20 protein-coding genes and 1 riboswitch are annotated in these 19745 nt (G+C 69.1%); of the genes, 13 read left to right on the forward strand and 7 right to left on the reverse strand.

Annotated elements, in window-relative coordinates; genetic code table 11:
- Nucleotides 1-78 precede the first annotated feature (78 nt).
- The 3 genes from ahpF to AB8K43_RS00555 all read left to right on the forward strand — a co-directional run bounded on the left by ahpF (nucleotide 79) and on the right by AB8K43_RS00555 (nucleotide 4207).
- Entirely contained in the window at nucleotides 79-1692 is a 1614-nt protein-coding gene (gene ahpF / locus AB8K43_RS00545) for an alkyl hydroperoxide reductase subunit F (protein ID WP_370890304.1), read from the forward strand.
- 100 nt (nucleotides 1693-1792) lie between these two features.
- Nucleotides 1793-2590 (forward strand): alpha/beta fold hydrolase, encoded by a 798-nt coding sequence (locus AB8K43_RS00550; RefSeq protein ID WP_370890305.1) that lies wholly within the window; start codon nucleotides 1793-1795, stop codon nucleotides 2588-2590.
- 69 nt (nucleotides 2591-2659) lie between these two features.
- The gene (locus AB8K43_RS00555; RefSeq protein WP_370890306.1) at nucleotides 2660-4207 is read left to right on the forward strand and encodes a flavin-containing monooxygenase; all 1548 of its coding nucleotides are present in this window, start codon (nucleotides 2660-2662) and stop codon (nucleotides 4205-4207) included.
- A gap of 124 nt (nucleotides 4208-4331) precedes the next feature.
- Here the strand turns inward: AB8K43_RS00555 and AB8K43_RS00560 are convergent, their stop codons facing one another.
- Nucleotides 4332-5357: a 1-aminocyclopropane-1-carboxylate deaminase gene (locus tag AB8K43_RS00560; protein ID WP_370890307.1), complete on the reverse strand. Its 1026-nt coding sequence runs from the start codon at nucleotides 5355-5357 to the stop codon at nucleotides 4332-4334.
- A complete protein-coding gene (locus AB8K43_RS00565; protein WP_370890308.1) occupies nucleotides 5354-6034 on the reverse strand; it encodes a GntR family transcriptional regulator in 681 nt (226 codons plus the stop codon). Before AB8K43_RS00565 ends, AB8K43_RS00560 begins: the two co-directional genes overlap by 4 nt.
- A gap of 154 nt (nucleotides 6035-6188) precedes the next feature.
- Between AB8K43_RS00565 and AB8K43_RS00570 the strand changes: the two genes are divergently transcribed.
- From AB8K43_RS00570 to AB8K43_RS00585, 4 genes are all read left to right on the forward strand, one after another.
- Entirely contained in the window at nucleotides 6189-7037 is an 849-nt protein-coding gene (locus AB8K43_RS00570) for an SDR family NAD(P)-dependent oxidoreductase (protein ID WP_370890309.1), read from the forward strand.
- Nucleotides 7038-7155: 118 nt separating this feature from the next.
- Nucleotides 7156-7989, forward strand: a complete 834-nt coding sequence (locus AB8K43_RS00575; RefSeq protein WP_370890310.1) for an aldo/keto reductase — start codon at nucleotides 7156-7158, stop codon at nucleotides 7987-7989.
- Nucleotides 7990-8032: 43 nt separating this feature from the next.
- Nucleotides 8033-9391: an aspartate aminotransferase family protein gene (locus tag AB8K43_RS00580; protein WP_370890311.1), complete on the forward strand. Its 1359-nt coding sequence runs from the start codon at nucleotides 8033-8035 to the stop codon at nucleotides 9389-9391.
- 159 nt (nucleotides 9392-9550) lie between these two features.
- Nucleotides 9551-10252 carry a lysoplasmalogenase gene (locus AB8K43_RS00585; RefSeq protein WP_370890312.1) on the forward strand — a complete coding sequence of 234 codons (702 nt, stop codon included), beginning with the start codon at nucleotides 9551-9553 and terminating at the stop codon, nucleotides 10250-10252.
- 124 nt (nucleotides 10253-10376) lie between these two features.
- Here AB8K43_RS00585 and AB8K43_RS00590 read toward each other — a convergent pair whose 3' ends face one another.
- Nucleotides 10377-10766 carry a hypothetical protein gene (locus AB8K43_RS00590; RefSeq protein WP_370890313.1) on the reverse strand — a complete coding sequence of 130 codons (390 nt, stop codon included), beginning with the start codon at nucleotides 10764-10766 and terminating at the stop codon, nucleotides 10377-10379.
- Nucleotides 10767-10802: 36 nt separating this feature from the next.
- On the opposite strand from AB8K43_RS00590, the gene AB8K43_RS00595 reads away from it, so the two are divergent.
- Nucleotides 10803-12356: an acyl-CoA synthetase gene (locus tag AB8K43_RS00595; RefSeq protein ID WP_370891158.1), complete on the forward strand. Its 1554-nt coding sequence runs from the start codon at nucleotides 10803-10805 to the stop codon at nucleotides 12354-12356.
- Between the two features lie 21 nt (nucleotides 12357-12377).
- Here AB8K43_RS00595 and AB8K43_RS00600 read toward each other — a convergent pair whose 3' ends face one another.
- Nucleotides 12378-13532 carry a hypothetical protein gene (locus AB8K43_RS00600; protein ID WP_370890315.1) on the reverse strand — a complete coding sequence of 385 codons (1155 nt, stop codon included), beginning with the start codon at nucleotides 13530-13532 and terminating at the stop codon, nucleotides 12378-12380.
- Entirely contained in the window at nucleotides 13529-14233 is a 705-nt protein-coding gene (locus tag AB8K43_RS00605; protein ID WP_370890317.1) for a hypothetical protein, read from the reverse strand. Before AB8K43_RS00605 ends, AB8K43_RS00600 begins: the two co-directional genes overlap by 4 nt.
- 191 nt (nucleotides 14234-14424) lie before the next feature.
- On the opposite strand from AB8K43_RS00605, the gene AB8K43_RS00610 reads away from it, so the two are divergent.
- From AB8K43_RS00610 to AB8K43_RS00630, 5 genes are all read left to right on the forward strand, one after another.
- Nucleotides 14425-14709: an HGxxPAAW family protein gene (locus AB8K43_RS00610; protein WP_370890319.1), complete on the forward strand. Its 285-nt coding sequence runs from the start codon at nucleotides 14425-14427 to the stop codon at nucleotides 14707-14709.
- Nucleotides 14703-14865: riboswitch (cobalamin riboswitch) on the forward strand. (Overlaps the previous gene by 7 nt.)
- 31 nt (nucleotides 14866-14896) lie before the next feature.
- Nucleotides 14897-15592 carry an energy-coupling factor ABC transporter permease gene (locus AB8K43_RS00615; RefSeq protein WP_370890321.1) on the forward strand — a complete coding sequence of 232 codons (696 nt, stop codon included), beginning with the start codon at nucleotides 14897-14899 and terminating at the stop codon, nucleotides 15590-15592.
- On the forward strand, nucleotides 15585-16019 hold the full coding sequence (locus tag AB8K43_RS00620; protein ID WP_370890323.1) for an energy-coupling factor ABC transporter substrate-binding protein: 435 nt from the start codon (nucleotides 15585-15587) through the stop codon (nucleotides 16017-16019). The genes AB8K43_RS00615 and AB8K43_RS00620 overlap by 8 nt, the downstream gene beginning before the upstream one ends.
- On the forward strand, nucleotides 16019-16822 hold the full coding sequence (gene cbiQ, locus AB8K43_RS00625) for a cobalt ECF transporter T component CbiQ (RefSeq protein WP_370890325.1): 804 nt from the start codon (nucleotides 16019-16021) through the stop codon (nucleotides 16820-16822). The genes AB8K43_RS00620 and cbiQ overlap by 1 nt, the downstream gene beginning before the upstream one ends.
- Nucleotides 16819-17670, forward strand: coding sequence for an energy-coupling factor ABC transporter ATP-binding protein (locus AB8K43_RS00630; protein WP_370890327.1), 852 nt, complete (start codon nucleotides 16819-16821; stop codon nucleotides 17668-17670). Before cbiQ ends, AB8K43_RS00630 begins: the two co-directional genes overlap by 4 nt.
- A 9-nt stretch (nucleotides 17671-17679) precedes the next feature.
- Here AB8K43_RS00630 and AB8K43_RS00635 read toward each other — a convergent pair whose 3' ends face one another.
- Entirely contained in the window at nucleotides 17680-18552 is an 873-nt protein-coding gene (locus AB8K43_RS00635) for a polysaccharide deacetylase family protein (RefSeq protein ID WP_370890329.1), read from the reverse strand.
- A gap of 82 nt (nucleotides 18553-18634) precedes the next feature.
- Nucleotides 18635-19429 (reverse strand): polysaccharide deacetylase family protein, encoded by a 795-nt coding sequence (locus AB8K43_RS00640; protein ID WP_370890331.1) that lies wholly within the window; start codon nucleotides 19427-19429, stop codon nucleotides 18635-18637.
- Nucleotides 19430-19745: the final 316 nt, after the last annotated feature.

The raw sequence follows: 19745 nt of genomic DNA on the forward strand, positions 1-19745 counted from the left end.
GCCCGCCCGGCCCGCCGTGACCCCCTTCGCCCTCGCACCCCGTCCGCGCCTCGCGACACCAAAGGAAGTAGCCCCGACATGGCACTCGATGCCGCCCTCGCCGCCCAACTGAAGACCCTCCTGACGAACCTGAAGGAGCCCGTCGAGCTGATCGCCGCCTACGACGAGCGGCCGAAGTCATCGGACCTGCGCGAGCTGCTCACCGAGATCGCGTCGATGCACGACCTCGTGACCACCCGCGAGGCCGATGGCGACGAGATCGGCACCCGCCGACCGGCCTTCACCATCCAGCGCGTCGGAGCGCCCGAGGTCGCCGTGACCTTCGCCGGACTGCCCCTCGGTCATGAGTTCTCCTCCCTGGTCCTTGCCCTCCTGCAGGTCGGCGGCCACCCGGTGAAGGAGGACGAGGGCACCCTGGCCGCGGCGCGCGCCGTGACCGGCACCCACCACTTCGAGACCTACATGTCGCTCACCTGCCAGAACTGCCCCACCGTGGTGCAGGCGCTCAACGCGCTGGCGGTGCTGAACCCCAACGTCACCCACACCGTGATCGAGGGCTCCCTCTTCCAGGAAGAGGTCGACGCGCGCGCCATCATGGCGGTGCCGACGATCTACCTCGACGGCGAAGACTTCGGCTCCGGCCGGATGGAGCTCTCCGAGATCCTCGCCAAGCTCGATGACGTCACCGGTGGCTCCGGTGCGCAGGCGGCCGTCGCTGCCCTCACCGAGCGCGAGCCCTACGACGTCCTGGTCCTCGGTGGCGGCCCCGCCGGTGCCTCGGCCGCGATCTACGCCGCCCGCAAGGGGATTCGCACCGGCCTCGTCGCCGAGCGCTTCGGTGGCCAGGTCAACGACACAATGTCGATCGAGAACCTCGTCTCGGTCCCGCACACCGACGGCCCGACCCTCGCGGCGGACCTCGAGCGGCACGTCCACGACTACGACATCGACCTGATCAAGGGCCAGGCCGCGAGCGGGCTCACCCCCGCCGGCGACGACGGTCTGATCACCATCGACCTCGCCTCCGGCGCGACCCTGCGCGCCCGCAGCGTCATCCTCGCGACCGGGGCGCGGTGGCGGACCATGGGTGTGCCCGGCGAAGAGGAGTACCGCAACAAGGGCGTCACCTTCTGCCCGCACTGCGACGGCCCCCTCTTCAAGGGCAAGCGCGTCGCGGTCATCGGCGGCGGCAACTCCGGTGTCGAGGCCGCGATCGACCTCGCCGGGGTTGTCGGCCACGTGACCGTCGTGGAGTTCCTCGACGAGATGCGCGCCGATGAGGTGCTGCAGCGCAAGCTCCGCAGCCTGCCGAACGTCGCGATCGAGTTGGGGCGCAAGACCACTCAGGTCATCGGCGATGGCACCGTGACGGGCTTGATCCACGAGCCTCGTGACGGTGGCGACCAGGTGACGACCGACCTCGAAGGGGTCTTCGTCCAGATCGGCCTCCTCCCCAACACCGACTGGCTGCGTGCCTCTGACGTCGAGCTCTCCGACCGCGGCGAGATCGTCATCGACGAGCGCGGCGCGACCAACATCCCGGGCGTCTTCGCTGCCGGCGATGTCACCACGACGCCGTACAAGCAGATCGTCGTGGCGCTCGGCGCGGGTTCGACGGCGGCGCTGTCGGCCTTCGACCACCTGATCCGCACCTCGGCCCCCGCCGAGGAGCAGGATGTCGCGCTCGTCTGATCGGCGCTCACGCTGACCGAAGGGGGATCGCCGCTGGCGGTCCCCCTTCGTCATACGATCCCCACCTGCTGGCCCTGAAGACGGACTAACCTCGATGAGTATGAAGAGCTCGATCGAGGCCACCCACCTTGCGGGAGAACGGGATCCGGTCGTCCTGATCCATGGCATCGGCCACCGCCGCGAGGCTTGGGGGACCCTGCCGACTCTGCTCAATGAGCGCGGCTACGACGTGTGGGTCGTCGATCTGCCGGGACACGGGCTGTCCCCGGCGCCGGTCCCGCCGGACACCTACTCGATGCGCAGCCTCGCCGAGCAACTCGAGCGCTTCTTCGAGGCCCACGATCTCGATCGGCCGCACGTCATCGGCAACTCCCTCGGTGGCCAGATCGTCCTCGAGCTCGCCCACCTGGGCAACGTGCGCACGGCCTTCGCACTCGCGCCGGCGGGGTTCGCGCCGCCGAGCCACCTCCCGGCGGTCGGGGCGAACCTGCTCTTGATGAAGGCCGGTTCGTACCTCCCGGAGTCGGTGCACCGCCGGATCTCCACGCAGGACAAGTTGCGCGCGGTCGCCCTTCGTGCGCTCTACGTCCACCCCGAGCGCGTGAGCGCCGACGATGCCCTGGGCGATGCGCTGAACCTGCGGGCGAGCGAGGCCTTCTGGCCGCTCTTTCGGCGGGGGACGATGCTGCGCTTCACCGCCGATCTGGCGGTGCCGACGACGATCGGGTGGGGCGACTCCGACAAGTTGCTGCCGCCCTCGCAGGCCAAGGTCGCCCAGCAGCGCCTCCCCGACGCCCGCCACGAGCTGCTTCTCGGGTGTGGTCACTGCCCGCAGATCGATGAGCCAGACCTGGTGCTTCAGCTCGCGGAGGAGACCTTCGCTCAAGCCCGTGAGTGACTACCAGCGAGTAATTTAGTGCGCCTCTACCCCTTCCCTTGGAGGGGTTGAAGGGGGCACAGTGGCGCCGTGAGTTCCACGAGCGCGACCGCCAGCACCCGGCATGACCTTGCCGATTTGCCCCAGCACACCGACGTGTTGATCGTCGGAGCGGGGATTTCCGGGATCGCGGCGGCGTACCGGATCACCGAGCTGAGCCCCACCATCGACTACCGGATCATCGAGGCGCGAGAGGGCAGCGGCGGCACCTGGGATCTCTTCCGCTACCCCGGCGTGCGCAGTGACTCCGACATGTACTCGCTCTCCTTCCCCTTCGCGCCGTGGACCGGTGAGACCACGATCACCGAAGGGGGCAAGGTCTTGGACTACCTGCGCGAGACTGCCGCCGCCCACGGGCTCGATGAGCGAATCCACTACGGCGCCAGGCTGATTGAGATGCGCTGGTCAACCCCTGACCTGCGTTGGACGCTGACTCTGCAGAGCCCGGATGGGTCCACGCGGGAGGTCACGGCGGGTTATGTCCACCTGGCGAGCGGGTACTACCGCTACGACCGCGGGTACGAGCCCACCTTCCCCGGCTCCGAGGATTTCGCGGGCCAGATCGTCCACCCGCAACTGTGGCCCGAGGACCTGGACTACCAAGGCAAGCGGGTCGTGATCATCGGCTCGGGGGCGACTGCGGTCACGCTCGGTCCGGCGATGACCGACCGTGCTGCTCACGTCACGATCCTCCAGCGCACGCCGACCTATATCTACTCGATGCCCGGACGTGATCCGATCGCGCGCCTGGCGGGCGCGGTCTTGAGCCCCGAGCGCACCGCCGCCCTCGCCCGGTCGGCGAGCATCCGCTCCCAGGCGCTGCTCTATAAACTCTCGCGGACTCGGCCAGAGCTCGCCAAGCGCTTCATCATGAGCGGGATGAAGCGGCAGTTGCCGCGCGAGACGATCGAAGAGCACTTCACCCCGCCGTATGGCGTGTGGGACCAGCGCCTCTGCGCGGTGCCGGACGGCGACCTCTTCGCGGCAATCCGGCGGGGACGGTTGGAGATGGTGACGGCGCGGATCCGGCGGTTCGTCGCCGACGGGATCGAACTCACCGACGGCACCCTCGTCCCGGCTGATCTCATCGTCACGGCGACCGGTCTCTCCCTTCAGATCGCTGGCGGTGCGCAGATGGTGGTCGACGGGGAGCCGGTCGATCTTGCGTCGACCTTCGCCTACCGCGGGATCATGCTCTCCGGGGTCCCCAACGCGTCGATGACGGTGGGCTACACCAACGCCGCCTGGACCCTGCGCGCCGACCTGGTGGCGCAATTCGTCGCGAGGGTGCTGCGCCGCCTTGGAGACCGGGGCGCCCACGCGGCCGTCGCGGTCGCTCCAGAAGGGATGGCGGCGCACCCGATCCTCGACATCGCCGCCGGGTACGTCCAGCGCTCGGTCGCCGAGTTGCCGAAGGCGGGCGATCGCGAGCCGTGGCTGATCACCCAGGACTACGCGAGCGAGAAGCGCACCTTCGCCGAGGCCGATCTCGATGGCGAGTTGCTCTTCGTGAGCGAGCGTGATCGCCGGGCGCGGCTGCCGAAGGGGGCGCCGGCGGGGGCTCTCCCTTCGGCATAGGTGACCGGGCGTCTCGGGAAACTCCGAGAATCCCGCGGAACTCCAGGGGATTTTGGGCGTTTCCGGGGACGCAGGGCACCTCGGGTGGAGTAAGGGAGTTTCCGGTGGCCTGTACGTGGTGCGGCTACGCGGGGTCCCAGAGCCGGTGATAGGCGTTGATCGCCTGCTGCCCGCCGAGGTGGGCGTAGAGCACCGTCGAGTCCGCCGGGATGTCGTGACTCTTCACGAGGTCGATCAGGCCGGCGAGCGACTTCCCTTCGTACACCGGGTCGGTGATCATTGCCTCGAGCTGCGCACCGAGGGCCATCGCTTCCATCGTCGAGTCGACCGGGATGCCGTAGAGGTCGCCCGCCCAGCCGGGAAGGACCTGGATTTCGTCGTCGCGTAGGTCGCGCCCGAGCTCGATGAGGTCGGCGGTGTGGCGGGCGATCCGCGCGACCTGATCGGTGGTCTTCTCCAGGGTCGCGGACGCATCGATCCCGATGACCCGGCGCTTGATGCCGGTGAGGTCTTCGAGCGCCGCGAACCCAGCGATCATCCCGGCGTGGGTCGAGCCCGTGACCGTGCAGACAATGATCGTGTCGAAGAGGACGCCGTGCTGCTTCTCCTGTTCGGCGACCTCGAAGGCCCAGTTCGCGAAGCCCAGCCCACCGAGCGGGTGTTCGCTGGCGCCCGCGGGGATCGGGTATGGCGTGCCGCCGGCCTCTTCGACCTCGCGCAGCGCGTCGGTCCAGGAGTCGCGGATCCCGATGTCGAATCCGGCCGGGTCGAGGCGGCTGTCCGCGCCCATCATCCGCGAGAGCAGGATGTTGCCGACCTTGTCGTTCATCGGGTCATCCCAGGGGACCCAGTTCTCTTGCACGAGACGGCATTTCAGACCGAGGTGGGCGGCGACCGCAGCGACCTGACGGGTGTGGTTGGACTGGTAGCCGCCGATCGAGACGAGGGTGTCAGCACCCGAGGCGAGGACGTCCGGGACGATGTATTCGAGCTTGCGGATCTTGTTGCCGCCGTAGGCAAGTCCGCTACTCACGTCCTCACGTTTGGCCCAGACCTGCGCGCCGCCGAGGTGGTCGCTCAGCCGCTTCAAGTGGTGAATCGGACTGGGGCCGAAGGTGAGCGGGTGTCGGGGGAAGGAGTCGAGCTTCATCGGTCGGGCCTTTCGGTCGAGGTGGTCGCGTCGGGTAGGAGGGCGCGAAGGGAGTGCCAGGTCCGGTCGCTCGTGGCGAGGGCACCCTCGCGGTCGCCGCTTTCGCAGAGGGCGACGAGGTCGGCGTGCAAGGTGACGGATTCGAGCGCCGCCTCGGTGGAGAAGCGCAGCCGCTCCAGGCGCCGGACCACCGGCCCGAATTGCTCGAGCACGGTGGCGGCTGCGGCGTTGCCGCTGACCCGCACCGGGACGGCATGGAAGTCGTCATCGGCGGCGAGCGCAGCCGCCGGATCGCCATCGGCGAGGGCCTGCGCGAAGCGCTCATTAGCCGCGCGCATCTCGGCGAGGTCGGCCGGGGTGAGGTGACCGATGGCGGCCTCGACACACAGGTGATGCATCGAGGCCACGACGGCCTGGGCATCGGCGACCTCGGTGGTGTCGATGGCGGCGACCGTGGTCGAGCGCCCGGGTGCGGTCTTGACCAGCCCGGCCTCACCGAGGTGAAGGAGTGCCTCGCGCACCGGGGTCCGAGAGACACCGAGCCAGGTCGCGACCTCGATATCGCGCAGTTGCTCACCGGGCGCCAGGGTGCCGTCGACGATGGCCTCGCGCAGCCGGACGAGGACGTCATCGCGCAGCAGCCGGCGCGGAGGGTAGGGCGATGTCGGGACCGGCATGCAATATATTGCACCGCGCATCAGGGGCCGCGTCAATGGCCGATCGAGCCACCGGCGTGAGCGTCGCCACGCGAGCGCGAAGGGGGCGGCCCTGCCGGACTATCGTCGCGAGAGGGACACCGACGTCCCGACATCGCCTCGAAAGGTCCCTCCAATGAGCCTGCCCGACATCGAGTTTGACCAATCTTTTGCCCTCGTCACCGGCGCCGGCGGAGGCATGGGTGAGCACATCGCGAAGGGGCTCGCCCGACGTGGCGCCGACCTCGGGCTGGTCGACATCAATGAGGAGGGCCTGACCCGCGTGGTCTCCGAGATCGAAGCGCAGACCGAGGCCGCGGTGACCCCCTTCGTCCTCGATCTCGCCGATCGTGAGGCGGTTGGCTCGTGGCTGGATGGTCTGCCCGAGAGCCACCCCGGGATCAACCTCCTGATCAATAACGCTGGCGTGGCCCTCGGCGGGCGCTTCACCGAAGTGGAGGCCGCCGACTTCGACTGGCTGCTGGAGATCAACCTCCTGGCCCCGATCCGGATCACCCGCGCGTTGCTCCCCCTGCTGGAGCGCAATGGCAACGCGCAGGTCGTGAACCTCTCCAGCCTCTTCGGGCTCGTCGGCCCTGCCGGGCAGACGGCCTACTCGACGGCGAAGTTCGGGCTGCGCGGGTTCAGCGAATCGTTGCGCAATGAACTCGAGATGGATGGCGTCCCGGTCGGGGTCACTTGCGTCCACCCCGGCGGGATCAAGACCAACATCGCCAAGAGCGCGCGCATCTCCGGGGCGACGGACCCGCAGGAGGTCGCGAAGTTCCAAAACGCCTTCGACAAGATGCTGAAGTACCCGGCCGACAAGGCCGCCGAGCAGATCATCGAGGCCGCCCGCAAGCGCCAGGCCCGCCTGCTCATCGGCACCGACGCGCAGGGCCTCGACGTCCTCGCGCGGGTTCTGCCCGGCGCCTACGGCGGCGTGATGAAGCGGGCGATGGAGCTCGCAGCCCGCTTCTCCTGAGCGCACGGGTCTCCCCCCTCCCGGTCGATGTATCCAGTGGTCGCCGGTGGCGGCGGGATACCTCGACTCAGGAGGGAAGGGGGTGACGCGCGCCCCCTTCGCCTGCTTGGGTTGACCCATGAGCATCGCAGCGACGCGCCTTGGACCCGACGGCATTGCCGTGCCCGCTATCGGTTTTGGGACCTATCCACTGCGCGGCGATGATGGCGTGACGGCCATCGCGTCGGCGCTGGAGGTGGGCTATCGCTTCCTCGACACGGCCGTCAACTACCGCAACGAGCGCGAGGTGGCCGAGGCCATCCGGGCGAGCGGGGTGCCGCGCGAGGAGGTCTTCATCCAGACCAAGATCCCCGGCCGCGACCACCGCAGTTCGCGGCGGAGCCTCGAAGCCAGCCTGACGATCATGGGCCTGGATTACCTCGACAGCGTGCTCATCCACTGGCCGAACCCGAGCCAGGACGCGTATGTCACCGCGTGGGAGGGGCTCATCGACGCGCGTGAGGCGGGGCTCGTGCGCACCATCGGAGTCAGCAACTTCGCGGCCCACCACCTCGACGCGATCACGGAGGCGACCGAGGTGACCCCCGCGTGGAACCAGATCGAGATCCATCCGCTCTTCCCTCAGGCCGAGCAGCTCGCCGACAACGCCGAGCGTGGGATCACCACCCAGGCCTGGAGTCCGCTCGGCAAGACGAGCGCCCCCTTCGATGAGCCCGCGGTCGCCGATGCCGCTGCGACCCATGACGTGAGCCCGGCTCAGGTGATCTTGCGCTGGCATCTCCAGCGCGGCGTGATCCCCCTTCCGAAGTCAACGAGTGCGGAGCGGCAGCGGTCCAATCTTGATGTCTTCGGGTTCGAGTTGAGCGCCGATGAGGTCGCCGCGATCACGGCGCTCGGTCGCGCTGATGGGCGCCTCTTCGACGGCGACCCGGACACGCACGAGGAGATGTAGCACTCAGCGTCCGCCGCGACCGGGGCGCGCTAGCCTGCGCAGCATGAGCGAGTCGATGCTGCCGGCGCTGACCGGTGAAGAGGTCCATGCCCTCGATCGGGCCCACGTCTTCCACTCGTGGTCCGCGCAGGGGGCGATCGATCCCCTTCCGATCGCCAGCGCGAAGGGGGTGCGCTTCACCGATGTCGATGGCAACGAGTACCTCGACTTCTCCAGCCAGCTCGTCAACGTCAACATCGGCTACCAGCACCCGAAGCTGATCGCGGCGATCCAGGAGCAGGCTGGCCGGATGGCTACTCTCGCACCGGGTTTCGCCTACGACATGCGCTCGGAGGCGGCACGCATGCTCGCCGAGCGTGCCCCCGGAGACCTCAACTCCGTCTTCTTCACCAACGGCGGCGCCGAGGCCAACGAAAACGCGATCCGGATGGCCCGCCTACATACCGGTCGCCACAAGATCCTCTCGGCCTATCGCAGCTACCACGGCGCCACCGCCGGGGCGATCGCGCTCACTGGCGACCCGCGACGCTGGGCCAGCGAGCCCGGCATGCCCGGCATCGTGCGCTACTGGGGCCCGTACCTCTACCGCAGCGCCTTCCATGCCACCACCGAGGCCGAGGAGTGCGAGCGGGCGCTGGCGCACCTGCGTGATGTGATCACCGTCGAAGGGCCCGGCACGATCGCCGCGATCATCCTCGAGACGATCGTCGGGACCAATGGCATCTTGATGCCTCCAGACGGCTACCTTGCCGGCGTGCGAGCGCTCTGCGACGAGTTCGGCATCATGATGATCGCCGACGAGGTCATGGCCGGATTTGCCCGGGCCGGCGAGTGGTTCGCGGTCGACAAGTGGGGCGTAGTGCCGGATCTCATCTCCTTCGCGAAGGGGGTCAACTCCGGCTACGTCCCGCTCGGCGGGGTGATCGTCTCGCAGGCGATCCGTGACACCTTCGAGGACCGTCCCTACCCTGGCGGGCTCACCTACCAGGGGCATCCGCTCGCCTGCGCCTCCGCAGTCGCGTCGATGCGGATCTTCGAAGAGGAAGGCGTCGTCGAGCACGCTCGCCGTTTGGGCGAGGAGGTCATCGGACCGGAGCTCGCCGCGCTCGCCGAGCGCCACCCGAGCGTCGGCGAGGTCCGCGGCACGGGTGTCTTCTGGGCGCTTGAACTCGTCAAGGACCGCCAGACCCGAGAGCCCCTCGTCCCCTTCAACGCCTCCGGCGATGCCGCGGCCCCCATGCTCGAGTTTGCGGGAGCCTGCAAGAAGGCGGGCCTGTGGCCCTTCGTGCACTTCAACCGCACTCACGTCGTGCCACCCTGCGTGATCAGCCCCGAGGAGGTCCGCGAGGGCATCGCGATCCTGGACGAGGCGCTCTCGGTCGCCGACACCCACACCGTCTAGCCGCCGAGACCCCCCTTCGCGCCGCACCCGCTCGTGGAAGTGCGGTCTCCCGCAACACGTCCAACGCGCCAACCGAGGCGGCGAACAGGTGACAGGAAACTCCCAGGTTTCCCCGATGGATCTCCCCATCGGGGAGGGGGTGATCGCTAGGGTCCTGGCATGCTTCCCCTCGCCGTCTACCTCCTGGTGGCGATCGGGCATCTCGCCGCGCAACTGATCGCGCCGGGTGGGGTTGCGGCCGGGGTGACCCAAGTGCTGCTCATGCCGGCGCTCGCCATGGTCCTGCTCGCCAGCACGCCGCTGCCCCGCTCTCGCCTGGTCCGGCTCACGCTCCTCGCGCTTGCCTTCTCCTGGCTCGGCGACAGCCTGCCGCGGGTGCTGGATGGCGACGCAGGGTTCGCCGTGATGCTGGGCTGCTTCCTCGTCGCGCAACTCGCCTACGCCGCCGCCTTCTGGCCGTGGCGGGAGGACTCGATCCTGCGCCGACCGGTCCTTATCGTCCCGTATCTCGCGGCGGCGGCCTTCCTCGTCGCGTGGTGCTGGAGCGGCGCCGGAGCCCTGGCGCCCGCGGTCGTCGTCTACGCGCTCGCGATCGTGACGATGGCCGTCCTGGCGACGGGAATCGACGCCGTGGCGGGGGCAGGAGCCGTCCTCTTCCTCATCTCGGACGCGCTCATCGCCCTTCGTGCCTTCGCCGGATTTGAGATCCCGCCGAGCGGGTTCTGGGTGATGCTCACCTACGCGCTCGGCCAGTTCCTCATCGTGGCGGCCGTCGCCCACCGAGACCGCGCCGACGATGAGCAGTGGGAGGAGCCCGAGCCGGAGCCGGTCCATGCCCGGCGCCTGCGCGCGGTGGATTGACCCGACCCGGGACGGCTCGCTCGGGCACCTAACGCCCCGGATGAAGCCAGGTGGCGCGGCAATTGCAGCGTCCGCCCGCGCTTTCCGGTGCACAGCGGGGCCGACGGCGGTCGGCGAAGGGGGATCAGCTGCGGTGGGGGAGTTGCTCCCACTCGATCCGGATGTCGGGGTCGATCGCCACGAGTTCGTTGTAGAGCTCTTCGGCGTACCAGTGGATCGAGTCGAAGGCGTCCTGACCCCCGGAGATGATGAGCAGCACCAACGGCGATTCGGCGCGTGCGGCGCCCCCGACGACCTGGAAGTAGCCGCCCCCTTCAAACCAGCCGAGTTCGAGGTCACCGGCGACCTTGACCGTGCCCCAGTGTTTGGTTTCGAGCCACTCGGCCACGGCCTCGACGCTCTCGCGGGGATGGTCGCTCACGACACTGACTCGCAAGGTCACGGTCGCGTCCTCGGACCACGCGGGATCATGTCCCCACCCGTAGTCGAGCTGGTAGCGCTGAGGGGTACTCATGCGCCCATCATGCCGTGAGAGCCTGGCGAGGTGAGCATGCCGGCCGAATACACCATGGCGAGGTACTGCGTGGGTGACCCCGCAGCCCGCCGGCCGGATCACCTCGCTCTCATCGTCGTCCACGACGCGCACGCCGACCCGGCCGACCCCGCCGCGGTCGACCAGTGGACCTACCGCGAGGTCGACGCCGCCGTCCGCTCGATCGCTCGCGGCCTCACGGCGCCAACGACCGAAGGGGGTCTCGGCCTGCACCGGGGCGATCGCGTCATGCTGCGGATGGGCAACCGCGCCCGCTTCCCGCTCACCTTCTTTGGAGCGATCGCCGCGGGTCTGGTCGCCGTCCCCACCTCGGCGCAGCTGACCGAAGAGGAGGCGGCCTGGATCCTCGCCGACAGTGAAGCCGCGGCGATCGCGCTCGACCCCGATCTTTCGGTCGCGGTCCCCGAGGGCATCGCGATCCTCACCCCCGAACTCATCGCGACCTGGATCGCCGCCGGTGCGCACGACGAGAGGCAGCGAGCCCCCTTCGCCGACCTCCACCCCGACGACCCGGCCTTCATCACCTACACCTCCGGCACCACCGGTCGGCCGAAGGGAGTCGTCCACGCCCAGCGCAGCGCCTGGGGGCGGCGCCCGATGTACGACGGGTGGTACGGGCTCACCGAAGACGACGTGATGCTGCACGCCGGGGCGCTCAACTGGACCTACACCCTCGGCGTCGGGCTCACCGATCCGTGGGCGGTCGGCGCGACCGCCCTCGTCTACGACGGCCCCCGCGAACCGCTGGTGTGGCCGCACCTCATCGCTGCCCACCGCGCGACCCTCTTCGCGGCCGTCCCCGGGGTGTATCGCCATCTCGTGCGCCATGGTGATCCCTCGACGTGGGACCTCACGTCGTTGCGTCACGGCCTCGTCGCCGGCGAAGCCCTGCCGGGATCGGTCCGAGCGGCCTGGGAGAAGGCCACGAACCGGCCGCTCTATGAGGCACTCGGCATGAGCGAAATCTCCACCTTCGTCTCGAGCGGACCGACGACCCCCGTGCGCCCCGGGAGCCCGGGTCGCGCTCAACCGGGCCGGCGGATCGCGGTCCTCTCGCAGGACGACGGCACGCCCGTACCCATTGGGGAGGCGGGGCGCCTCGCGGTCCACCGCAGCGACCCCGGGCTCATGCTCGGGTACTGGCGGCGCCCCGAGGAGACTGCCGACGCGATGCGCGATGACTGGTTTGTCACCGCCGACCTCGTAAGCCTCGACGACGACGGCTATCTCACCTATCACGGGCGCTGCGATGACGTGATGAACGCGATGGGCTATCGCGTCTCACCAGTCGAGGTCGAAGAGTGCCTCGCCCACCACCCCGAGGTCGCCGAGGTGGCCGTGACCGCCGTGCCGAAGGGGGAGGGCGTCGCCATCATCACCGCGTGGGTCGTCCCAGCTGCGTCGGCGAAGGTCGGCGACGCCTTCGGGCAGCGGCTCATCGACTATGCCCATCGGCACCTCGCGGCCTACAAATGCCCTCGGGAGGTCGTCGTGGTGGAGTCGCTCCCGCGAACCGGCAACGGCAAATTGCGCCGCGCCGATTTACGGTGACCGCTCGCGACTCGCGGTCTCTTAGGGGGCCAAGGTGGCGACGACGATCGTGTCCGGGGCGTCCGACGGCCCGGTGAGCAGGTTCAGTCGATCCTCATCGCGTTGGATGCCGGTCAAGGTGTCGACGGGAAGGGGGGCGCTGACCTTCCCGAGGAGTTGGTAGCCCTTCTCGGTCGAGGCGATCACGGTCCCCGACCCCGCCGAGATCAGTTGGTACACGGAGGGCGCGGTGAGGAGGGAGCGGCCACGCTCCGGGTCGTTGATCGGGGCCGCCATCACCTTCGCTGAACTAGCCGACTCCGAGTCGCGGACGTAGGCGACGTCGGAGCCGGTCGGTACCGCCATCTGGGAGTGCCGCGGCAACGCCGTCCTGGTGACGGCTCCTCCCTTCAGCGCGACCCTGATGGTCTCGGCGCGATTCGGGTCGTCAGGGGTGACCCACACCGCTTCGCCCTCCACGGTCAGGCGGCCGGTCGGCAGTTTGCTCGCGATCGTCCGGGGCTTCGCGCCCGGCGACCAGAGCTGAAGGCGGGCCTCATCGGCAGCGGGGTCGGTGACCTCGAGCCAGGCGACGCCGGTCCCCGTCGCGACCGGCTGGGGGATGGCAAAGGGGCTGCCGGGCTGAGCGGCAGCGGCGATCTGGTCACCGGAGGCATCGGCGGCGGTCTCGGCGCGCAGTTGCCAGGTCCAACATTGGTCGGGGGAGTCGCCGGCGCACTCGGTGTCGGGCCGCGGCTCGATCTCGAGGCGCACCAGATGGTCGCTCTCTCCAGCGGTGACAAACACGCCCAGGTCGCTGATCGCCCCCGGCTTCGTGGTCTCGCGCAGCGTGACCGCGCCAGAGGCAAAGTCCAAGACGGCGTATTGCGTGTGCTGATCCGGATCGAGAGTCCCCCCTTCGCGAAGGGAGGGGATATCGAGTCCGAAGAAGGCGTGACGGCTCGAGCTGTGGACCCCGTTGGGGTTGGGGTGCACATCCTTCGGGAGCCGCCAGACCTGCAGGGCCGAAAGACCGTCGGGGAGGTCCACGGTCGCCGAAGTCGCCTGGGCGGCCGTGGGAGTGCTGGCCGAAGGGGACGAGGTCGGGGCAGACGCGTCGTCGGCGGTGCAGCCGACGACGGCAAGGGCCGCCGCCGCAATGGCGGCGGCGGCCCGAAGCCTCGAAGGCAGCGTCACCAGATGACGTAACCGGCGGTGCTAGCGCGCCAGAGCGTGCCGCCGGGCACCTTGCGGTAGGACTTCCCGACGCGGGCGTCATAGACGCTGATGCGGGTGCCGCTCGCGCGGTTCTGGTACGAGTACGCGGTGAGGGGCATGTTGCCGTAAATGCTCCGCCCGCGGTACCACGGGGTGCGCTCGAAGCGGGTGATGAGGATCGGGGTGCTCTTGTACCGGGTTATGCCGGTGAGGGCGTAGTACCGGTACTGCTGCCAGGTCTGCGCGGAACTCCAGATGTAGTGGTTCTTCTTCTGGTAGTAGTTCAGCGTCGGCGCGATGTTCTTGATCGGCGTGCCGCTGCTGCTGATCTTCATCCGCTGTCCGATTCGCCACTGCGACGGGAGGGTGTTGGGCCGCCAAACGGACAGGGCCATCCGTCCGGCGGCTGGGGAACTATCGATCCGGTAGCGGCTCTTCTGGGTGATGACCCTCAGCTGGCGGTACGCCGGGAAGCCACCGTAGGCGGAGGCGAAGGACTGGGCGCCGAGCGGCTTCTTGTCCGGTCCCAGGTTGGTCGACGCGAGCCCCTTGGGCGCGGCAACCTCGGCCGTGGGGCGGTTGGACGATCCGCTGGATGGGCCGTTGTCGGCAGCGGCGATTGGTGCCATGGCGACGCCGAGCACGACGCTCGTCGCGACGGCGATGGTGGTCTTCTTCACGTGCGGTCTCCCCTGGAAAATGAGTGTGGCGAGAGGGGTCTGATGGCTCCTCCGTTGCCGACATTAGGGCCTCGTGGATGCGGCCGACAGTCCCTAATTGTGTGGACTCCCTCGACCGGCATCAGCACCCCCTTGTCGAAGGGGGGATCTGGCGGGTGCACCGGGGCGCGGACCCATGGGAAGATGGCCCCATGAGCAAGGAAAAGCCTCACCTTCCGACCGGCCCGCACTCGTCGATGGACCTCGGTGACGGGCACAGCATCGCGACCTGGGTTGCTGTCGTGATCGCCCTGATTGGCTTCGCCCTCGGCACGTGGGCGGTCGTCATTCAGGCCTGGCCGCTGCTCTTTGTCTCGATGGGCATCCTGGTGGTCGCTCTCATCGCCGGACGCCTGCTCTCGTTGGCTGGCTTCGGTGAGTACTCGCGTGGCTCGATCGACGCCCCCGCGGACAAGGACTCCATCGGGGTCAAGTAAGCCGCGCCCGTGGTTTACTGACGGCACCAACCATCCCTGGGGCGAGGAAGTCGGTGAGAGTCCGACGCGGTCGCGCCACTGTGACCTCCGGTTGGCCCCCCTTTAAGACACGGGCCGCGGAGCAGCCAGAGACTCACCTGGGGACGGATCCACCGAGCGGGACGCGTCATCCCGGTTAGGACCTCACATGCATATCGCCGAGGGGTTTCTCCCTCCGATTCAAGCGGCCGCCTGGACCGCTGTTGCCGCCCCCTTCGTGATCCACGGCGCTCGAGCCGTCGTCCGCGAGGTACGTGAGCACCCCGAGAATCGCTTACTGCTCGGCGCAGCCGGAGCCTTCACCTTCGTGCTTTCCGCTTTGAAGATGCCCTCGGTCACCGGCTCCAGTAGCCACCCGACCGGTATCGGCGCGGGCGCGATCCTCTTCAAGCCGCCGATCATGGCCTTCGTCGGCATGGTCGTCCTGCTCTTCCAAGCGCTCTTGCTCGCGCACGGCGGGCTCACCACGCTTGGCGCCAACGTCTTTTCGATGGCGGTTGTTGGGCCGTGGGTGGCTTACGGGGCGTGGGTGCTCTGTCGGCGCCTCGGCGCTCCGATGGAGGTCGGGGTCTTCGCCGCGATGGCGCTCGCGGACCTTTCCACCTACTGCGTCACCTCCCTCCAGCTCGCGATCGCCTTCCCCGACCCGGCCTCCGGTCTCCTCGGTGCTCTCGCGAAGTTCGCCTCGATCTTCGCGATCACTCAGATCCCACTGGCCCTCGCCGAAGGGGTCCTCGGTGTCCTGCTCTTCCGCACCCTGCGCAAGGTGGCCCGACCCGAGTTGACCCGCCTCGGCGTGCTGCCGAAGGGCGCGACGACCTCGAAGGCGGCCCAGCATGCCTAACGCCGATATCACCCCCACCTCGGGCAGCACGAGCCGCGGACGGTGGATCACCCTCGGCCTGCTGGTCGCCCTGACTCTGCTGATCGCGGTCCCGCTTTGGTTGGATGCTCAGCGCGCTGGCGGCGATGAAGAACGCTTCGGCGGGACCGACGCGATCGCGACGGAGACGATCGAGGCCGATCACCCCGACTACGAGCCCTGGTTCGAGCCGATCTTCGCCCCATCAGGAGGCGAGATCGAGTCGGGACTGTTCGCCGCGCAGGCTGCGATCGGTGCGGCGGTGTGTGGCTACGCCGTCGCCGCGCTGCGTGGACGCCGGCGCCTTGAGCGCGAGGTCGACGCCGAAGTGAACCGGCGCCTCGCCGAACTCGGTGTCGACCCGGCGGCCTCCACGGCGTCGGCAGTGGAGGGCGAGCGGCAGGCCTGATGCACGCGTACGCCATCGACGACGCCGCCTGGGCAAGCCCCTGGCGGCGTCGCGCCGTGCGCGACAAAGCCCTGCTGAGTGTCGGTCTCGTCCTCACCGCCCTACTAGTCCCGGCTTTCCCCGGCACCGTGCTCGTCGTCGTCGCCGTGCTCGCCCTGACCCACACAGCGGGAGTGCCCTTGCGGCTCCTGATGAGGATGATGCGAGCGCCGGTGATCTTCCTCGGGATCGGTGCGCTCACCATCGCCGTCTCGCTCGGCGGCGACGGGGTCATGCCGTGGACGTGGGGACCCTTCGGGGTCAGTCCGCAGACCCTAGCCCGCGCAGGAGAGGTCTTCGGCCACGGAATCGCCGGCACGATGGCGCTGCTGCTCCTCGCGACGACGACGCCGATGGTCGACCTCGTCGCGGCCGGGCGCCGGGCGCGGATCCCGGACGCCCTGCTCGATATCGCCTCGCTCACCTACCGGCTCCTCTTCGTCCTCGCCGAGTCCATGGCGGCGATTCGAGAGGCGCAGGTGAGTCGCCTGGGATACGTGTCGTGGCGCGCGTCGTGGCGCAGCAGCGGCATGCTCGCGGCGGCGGTCCTCACCCGCGCCTGGGAGCGCGCCCGCCGGCTCAACGATGGGCTGGCCGGGCGGGGATACGAGATCGCCATGCGCACGTTAGCCCCACCAACGCGCCGCTCGACCCCCTTCGTCCTCGCGGGGCTTGCCCTGATCGCGACGATCGCCGCGGTGAGTTACGGCTGGGCGGCCTTCGCCGAGGCGCGGGGCCTCGACCTGGCGGGGTGGACGCGATGAACCACCACGTCCCCGAACCGCGCACCGCCATCGCGCTCGCCGCTCAGGGCGTCGTGCTCGGGTACGACGATCACCCGGTGCTGAAGGGGGCGAGCCTCACGATCCCCCGGGGGCGTCGGGTGGCCGTCCTCGGCGCTAACGGCAGCGGCAAAACGACGCTGCTGCGGGCGCTTTCTGGTGCGCACCCCCCGGACGAGGGTCGGGTCCTCGTCGACGGCCAGCCGCTGCACCACACGCGAGCCGGGCTGCGCGAGCATCGCCAGCGGGTCCAACTCGTGACGCAGGATCCTGATGATCAACTCTTTAGCGCCGACGTCACGCAGGACATCTCCTTCGGCCCGATGAATCTCGGCCTGACCGAACCGGAGGTCAAAGAGCGCGTCGACGAGGCCATTGCGCTGCTCGCGATCGAGCACCTCGCTGATCGACCGGTCCATCGCCTCTCTCACGGGGAGGCGAAGAGGGTGGCGCTCGCCGGGGCGGTCGCGATGAGACCCGCGGTCGTGCTCCTCGACGAGCCGACGGCGGGCCTGGACCCCGCGGGGGTCTCGGAGATGCTGGCGGCGATGGCGCGCCTCGAGGAGTGGGGTTCGACCGTCTGCCTTTCGACCCACGAGGTCGATCACGCCCTCGCGTGGGCCGATGAGGCAGCGGTCGTTGTCGATGGACTGGTCCGGCAGGGACCTGCGGACGAGGTGCTCGGTGAAGCGGACTTGCTCGCCACCGCACGGCTCACGATGCCGTGGCCGCTCGCCCTCCTGAAGCGCCTCATCGCCGCAGGTCGCCTGCCTGAGGGGACGACCGCGCGCACCCTCGACGAGGTGAGCTCTGTTCTAAGCGGCGACTGACTGGAGCGCTCAGCGATTGGTGTAGACCCGGCCAGGTCTGGTCGTGCCGAAGAGCTCGCTCACGGTGACGAGGGTGTAGCCGCGGCGTTGGAGCTCGGTGGCGATCCGGGGGGCCGCCTTCACGGTCGGGGCGTGGATGTCGTGCATGAGGATGATCGACCCGGGCCGCGCGCCCTTCACGGCCCGGCTCACCGTGATCGGAGTGCTTCGAGACTGCCAGTCGAGGGTGTCGACATCCCACATGATGACCGAGAGTCCGTGACGTGCCGCGATCTGGTCGGTCCGTGCATCCCGATCACCGTAGGGAGGTCGCATGGTTCGCACCGACGGTCCCACCAGCGCCCGCAGGGCCCGGGTGTTGGCGCCGATTTCGCGCTCGGCCACCGATGGAGCGATCTTCGTCAGCTCCGGGTGCGTCATCGTGTGGGCGCCGATCTCCATGCCGGGGATGGCCGCGATCGCTTTGACCGCACGCGGGTCCTCGCTCACCATCCGGCCGACCATGTAGAAGGTGGCCTTCGCACCGCGGGCGTGGAGCTGGCGGGCGAGACCTACCGAATACGGCCCGGGGCCGTCGTCGAAGGTCAGTGCCACGCACTTGGCCTTGCGGCAGTCGGTCGGCGGGGGCGGGGGCGTGGGCTGTGGTCGGTTGGCCTTCGCGAGCCCGCCGGGAAGAGTCGCCTTTGACGCGATCGGGCGCCACAGGTCGCGCACTGGCCGCGGTTTAGTCGGGGTCGCCTTGCCTCCGGGGGCATCGGCGGCGGTGACCGGCGCCTTGGCGACGGCCGGGACGTGGGGGCTGGCCTCGGCCGCGCTAGACGTGGCGGTCACCACGGCGAGCGCGAGGGTCACCGCGAGCGCGGTGGCATGGCTTAGACGCACAGCCAATCCTCTTCAATCACCATGGGAGACAACACAACCGGACCACGTCGGGCCCTACCCTGCGTAAGCGTAGCCGGTTCGGTCAGCGGCTGTAGTACGCCCGGCCCGGCCGGGTCGAGCCCAAGAGTTCGCTCACCGTGACGAGGTGGAATCCGCGTCGCTGGAGCGCGTTCACGATGCCCGGTACCGCGCGCACGGTCGACGGGTGGATGTCGTGCATGAGGATGATCGAACCCGCACGAGCACCACTGAGCGCACGCTGGGTGGTGATCGCGGTGCTCCGGTTCCGCCAGTCCTCGGTGTCGACATTCCACAGGACCTCGGCGAGGCGCGCTTGCTTGGCGATGTGGTCGACGCGCGCGTTGCGAGCTCCGTATGGCGGGCGGACGAGGCGGACCGGGCGACCGCTCAGTCGCGTCAGTTGTTGCCGGTTGGTGACCATTTCGGCGCGGATCGCGGAGTCAGAGAGACCGGTCAACTGGCGGTGGGTCATCGTGTGGGCACCGATCTCCATCCCGCGCGTCCGCGCGACCTTCCGCACGGTCTGCGGACGGGCCTTGGCGCTCGAGCCGAGCATGAAGAAGGTGGCGTGAGCCCCCTTCGCGTGCAAGGCCTTCACGACCCGCTCGGTCCCGGGCCCAGGACCGTCGTCGAAGGTCAGCGCGATGCACTTGACCCGAGCGCAGTTCACCCGCTTCGTGCCCGGCCGCGGCTTCGGGCGCGCTGCGGCCGGTTGACGGTGCTGCACGCTCGGAGCCGCCGAGATGGCGGGAGTAGTCGTAGGCGCCGGTCCGGCCTGAGCAACGCCCGGGGCGGCGCCAGCAAGAGCGGCGCAGAGCGCGGCAATGGCGATGGCAGTGGGGGTGATTCGGCGCATGGCAGGACTCATTTCCGGGCAGGCGTCAGCGACGCGTGGGGTGATCGGAGGGGACCGGGCGCTCGCGCGTCGCCGGTCACCTTCTATGACGCCGCGGCCTCGAATCCGGTTGGTGCCCAGGTGAGTTCTCCGGCTCGGAGAAGACGAGGAGAGCTTCATTGCTTGGCGTGACGGTGATATTTGCGCCTCGCACGCGGGCCATGGAGGCAAGTCTGTTTCCTCCGACGCCGAGCTGCTCGAGTTCGAGGTCGTCATGGACGTCCAGCCGTGCTCCTAATCCACTTCGGGTGGAGGGTTCGACCGGTCATAGCCGTCA

Origin of the sequence: Janibacter sp. GXQ6167, from assembly GCF_041365945.1 — a bacterium.
Taxonomy (GTDB): domain Bacteria; phylum Actinomycetota; class Actinomycetes; order Actinomycetales; family Dermatophilaceae; genus JBGFSK01.

Bases quoted from the DNA above. Each gene is read 5' to 3' on its own strand.
- AB8K43_RS00620 (WP_370890323.1), top strand. From the start codon at position 15,585: ATGCCTAACGCCGATATCACCCCCACCTCGGGCAGCACGAGCCGCGGA.
- AB8K43_RS00580 (WP_370890311.1), top strand. From the start codon at position 8,033: ATGAGCGAGTCGATGCTGCCGGCGCTGACCGGTGAAGAGGTCCATGCC.
- AB8K43_RS00640 (WP_370890331.1), bottom strand. From the start codon at position 19,429: ATGCGCCGAATCACCCCCACTGCCATCGCCATTGCCGCGCTCTGCGCC.
- AB8K43_RS00615 (WP_370890321.1), top strand. From the start codon at position 14,897: ATGCATATCGCCGAGGGGTTTCTCCCTCCGATTCAAGCGGCCGCCTGG.
- AB8K43_RS00630 (WP_370890327.1), top strand. From the start codon at position 16,819: ATGAACCACCACGTCCCCGAACCGCGCACCGCCATCGCGCTCGCCGCT.
- AB8K43_RS00575 (WP_370890310.1), top strand. From the start codon at position 7,156: ATGAGCATCGCAGCGACGCGCCTTGGACCCGACGGCATTGCCGTGCCC.
- ahpF (WP_370890304.1), top strand. From the start codon at position 79: ATGGCACTCGATGCCGCCCTCGCCGCCCAACTGAAGACCCTCCTGACG.
- AB8K43_RS00610 (WP_370890319.1), top strand. From the start codon at position 14,425: ATGAGCAAGGAAAAGCCTCACCTTCCGACCGGCCCGCACTCGTCGATG.
- AB8K43_RS00570 (WP_370890309.1), top strand. From the start codon at position 6,189: ATGAGCCTGCCCGACATCGAGTTTGACCAATCTTTTGCCCTCGTCACC.
- AB8K43_RS00595 (WP_370891158.1), top strand. From the start codon at position 10,803: ATGCCGGCCGAATACACCATGGCGAGGTACTGCGTGGGTGACCCCGCA.
- AB8K43_RS00565 (WP_370890308.1), bottom strand. From the start codon at position 6,034: ATGCCGGTCCCGACATCGCCCTACCCTCCGCGCCGGCTGCTGCGCGAT.
- AB8K43_RS00550 (WP_370890305.1), top strand. From the start codon at position 1,793: ATGAAGAGCTCGATCGAGGCCACCCACCTTGCGGGAGAACGGGATCCG.
- cbiQ (WP_370890325.1), top strand. From the start codon at position 16,019: ATGCACGCGTACGCCATCGACGACGCCGCCTGGGCAAGCCCCTGGCGG.
- AB8K43_RS00585 (WP_370890312.1), top strand. From the start codon at position 9,551: ATGCTTCCCCTCGCCGTCTACCTCCTGGTGGCGATCGGGCATCTCGCC.
- AB8K43_RS00560 (WP_370890307.1), bottom strand. From the start codon at position 5,357: ATGAAGCTCGACTCCTTCCCCCGACACCCGCTCACCTTCGGCCCCAGT.
- AB8K43_RS00590 (WP_370890313.1), bottom strand. From the start codon at position 10,766: ATGAGTACCCCTCAGCGCTACCAGCTCGACTACGGGTGGGGACATGAT.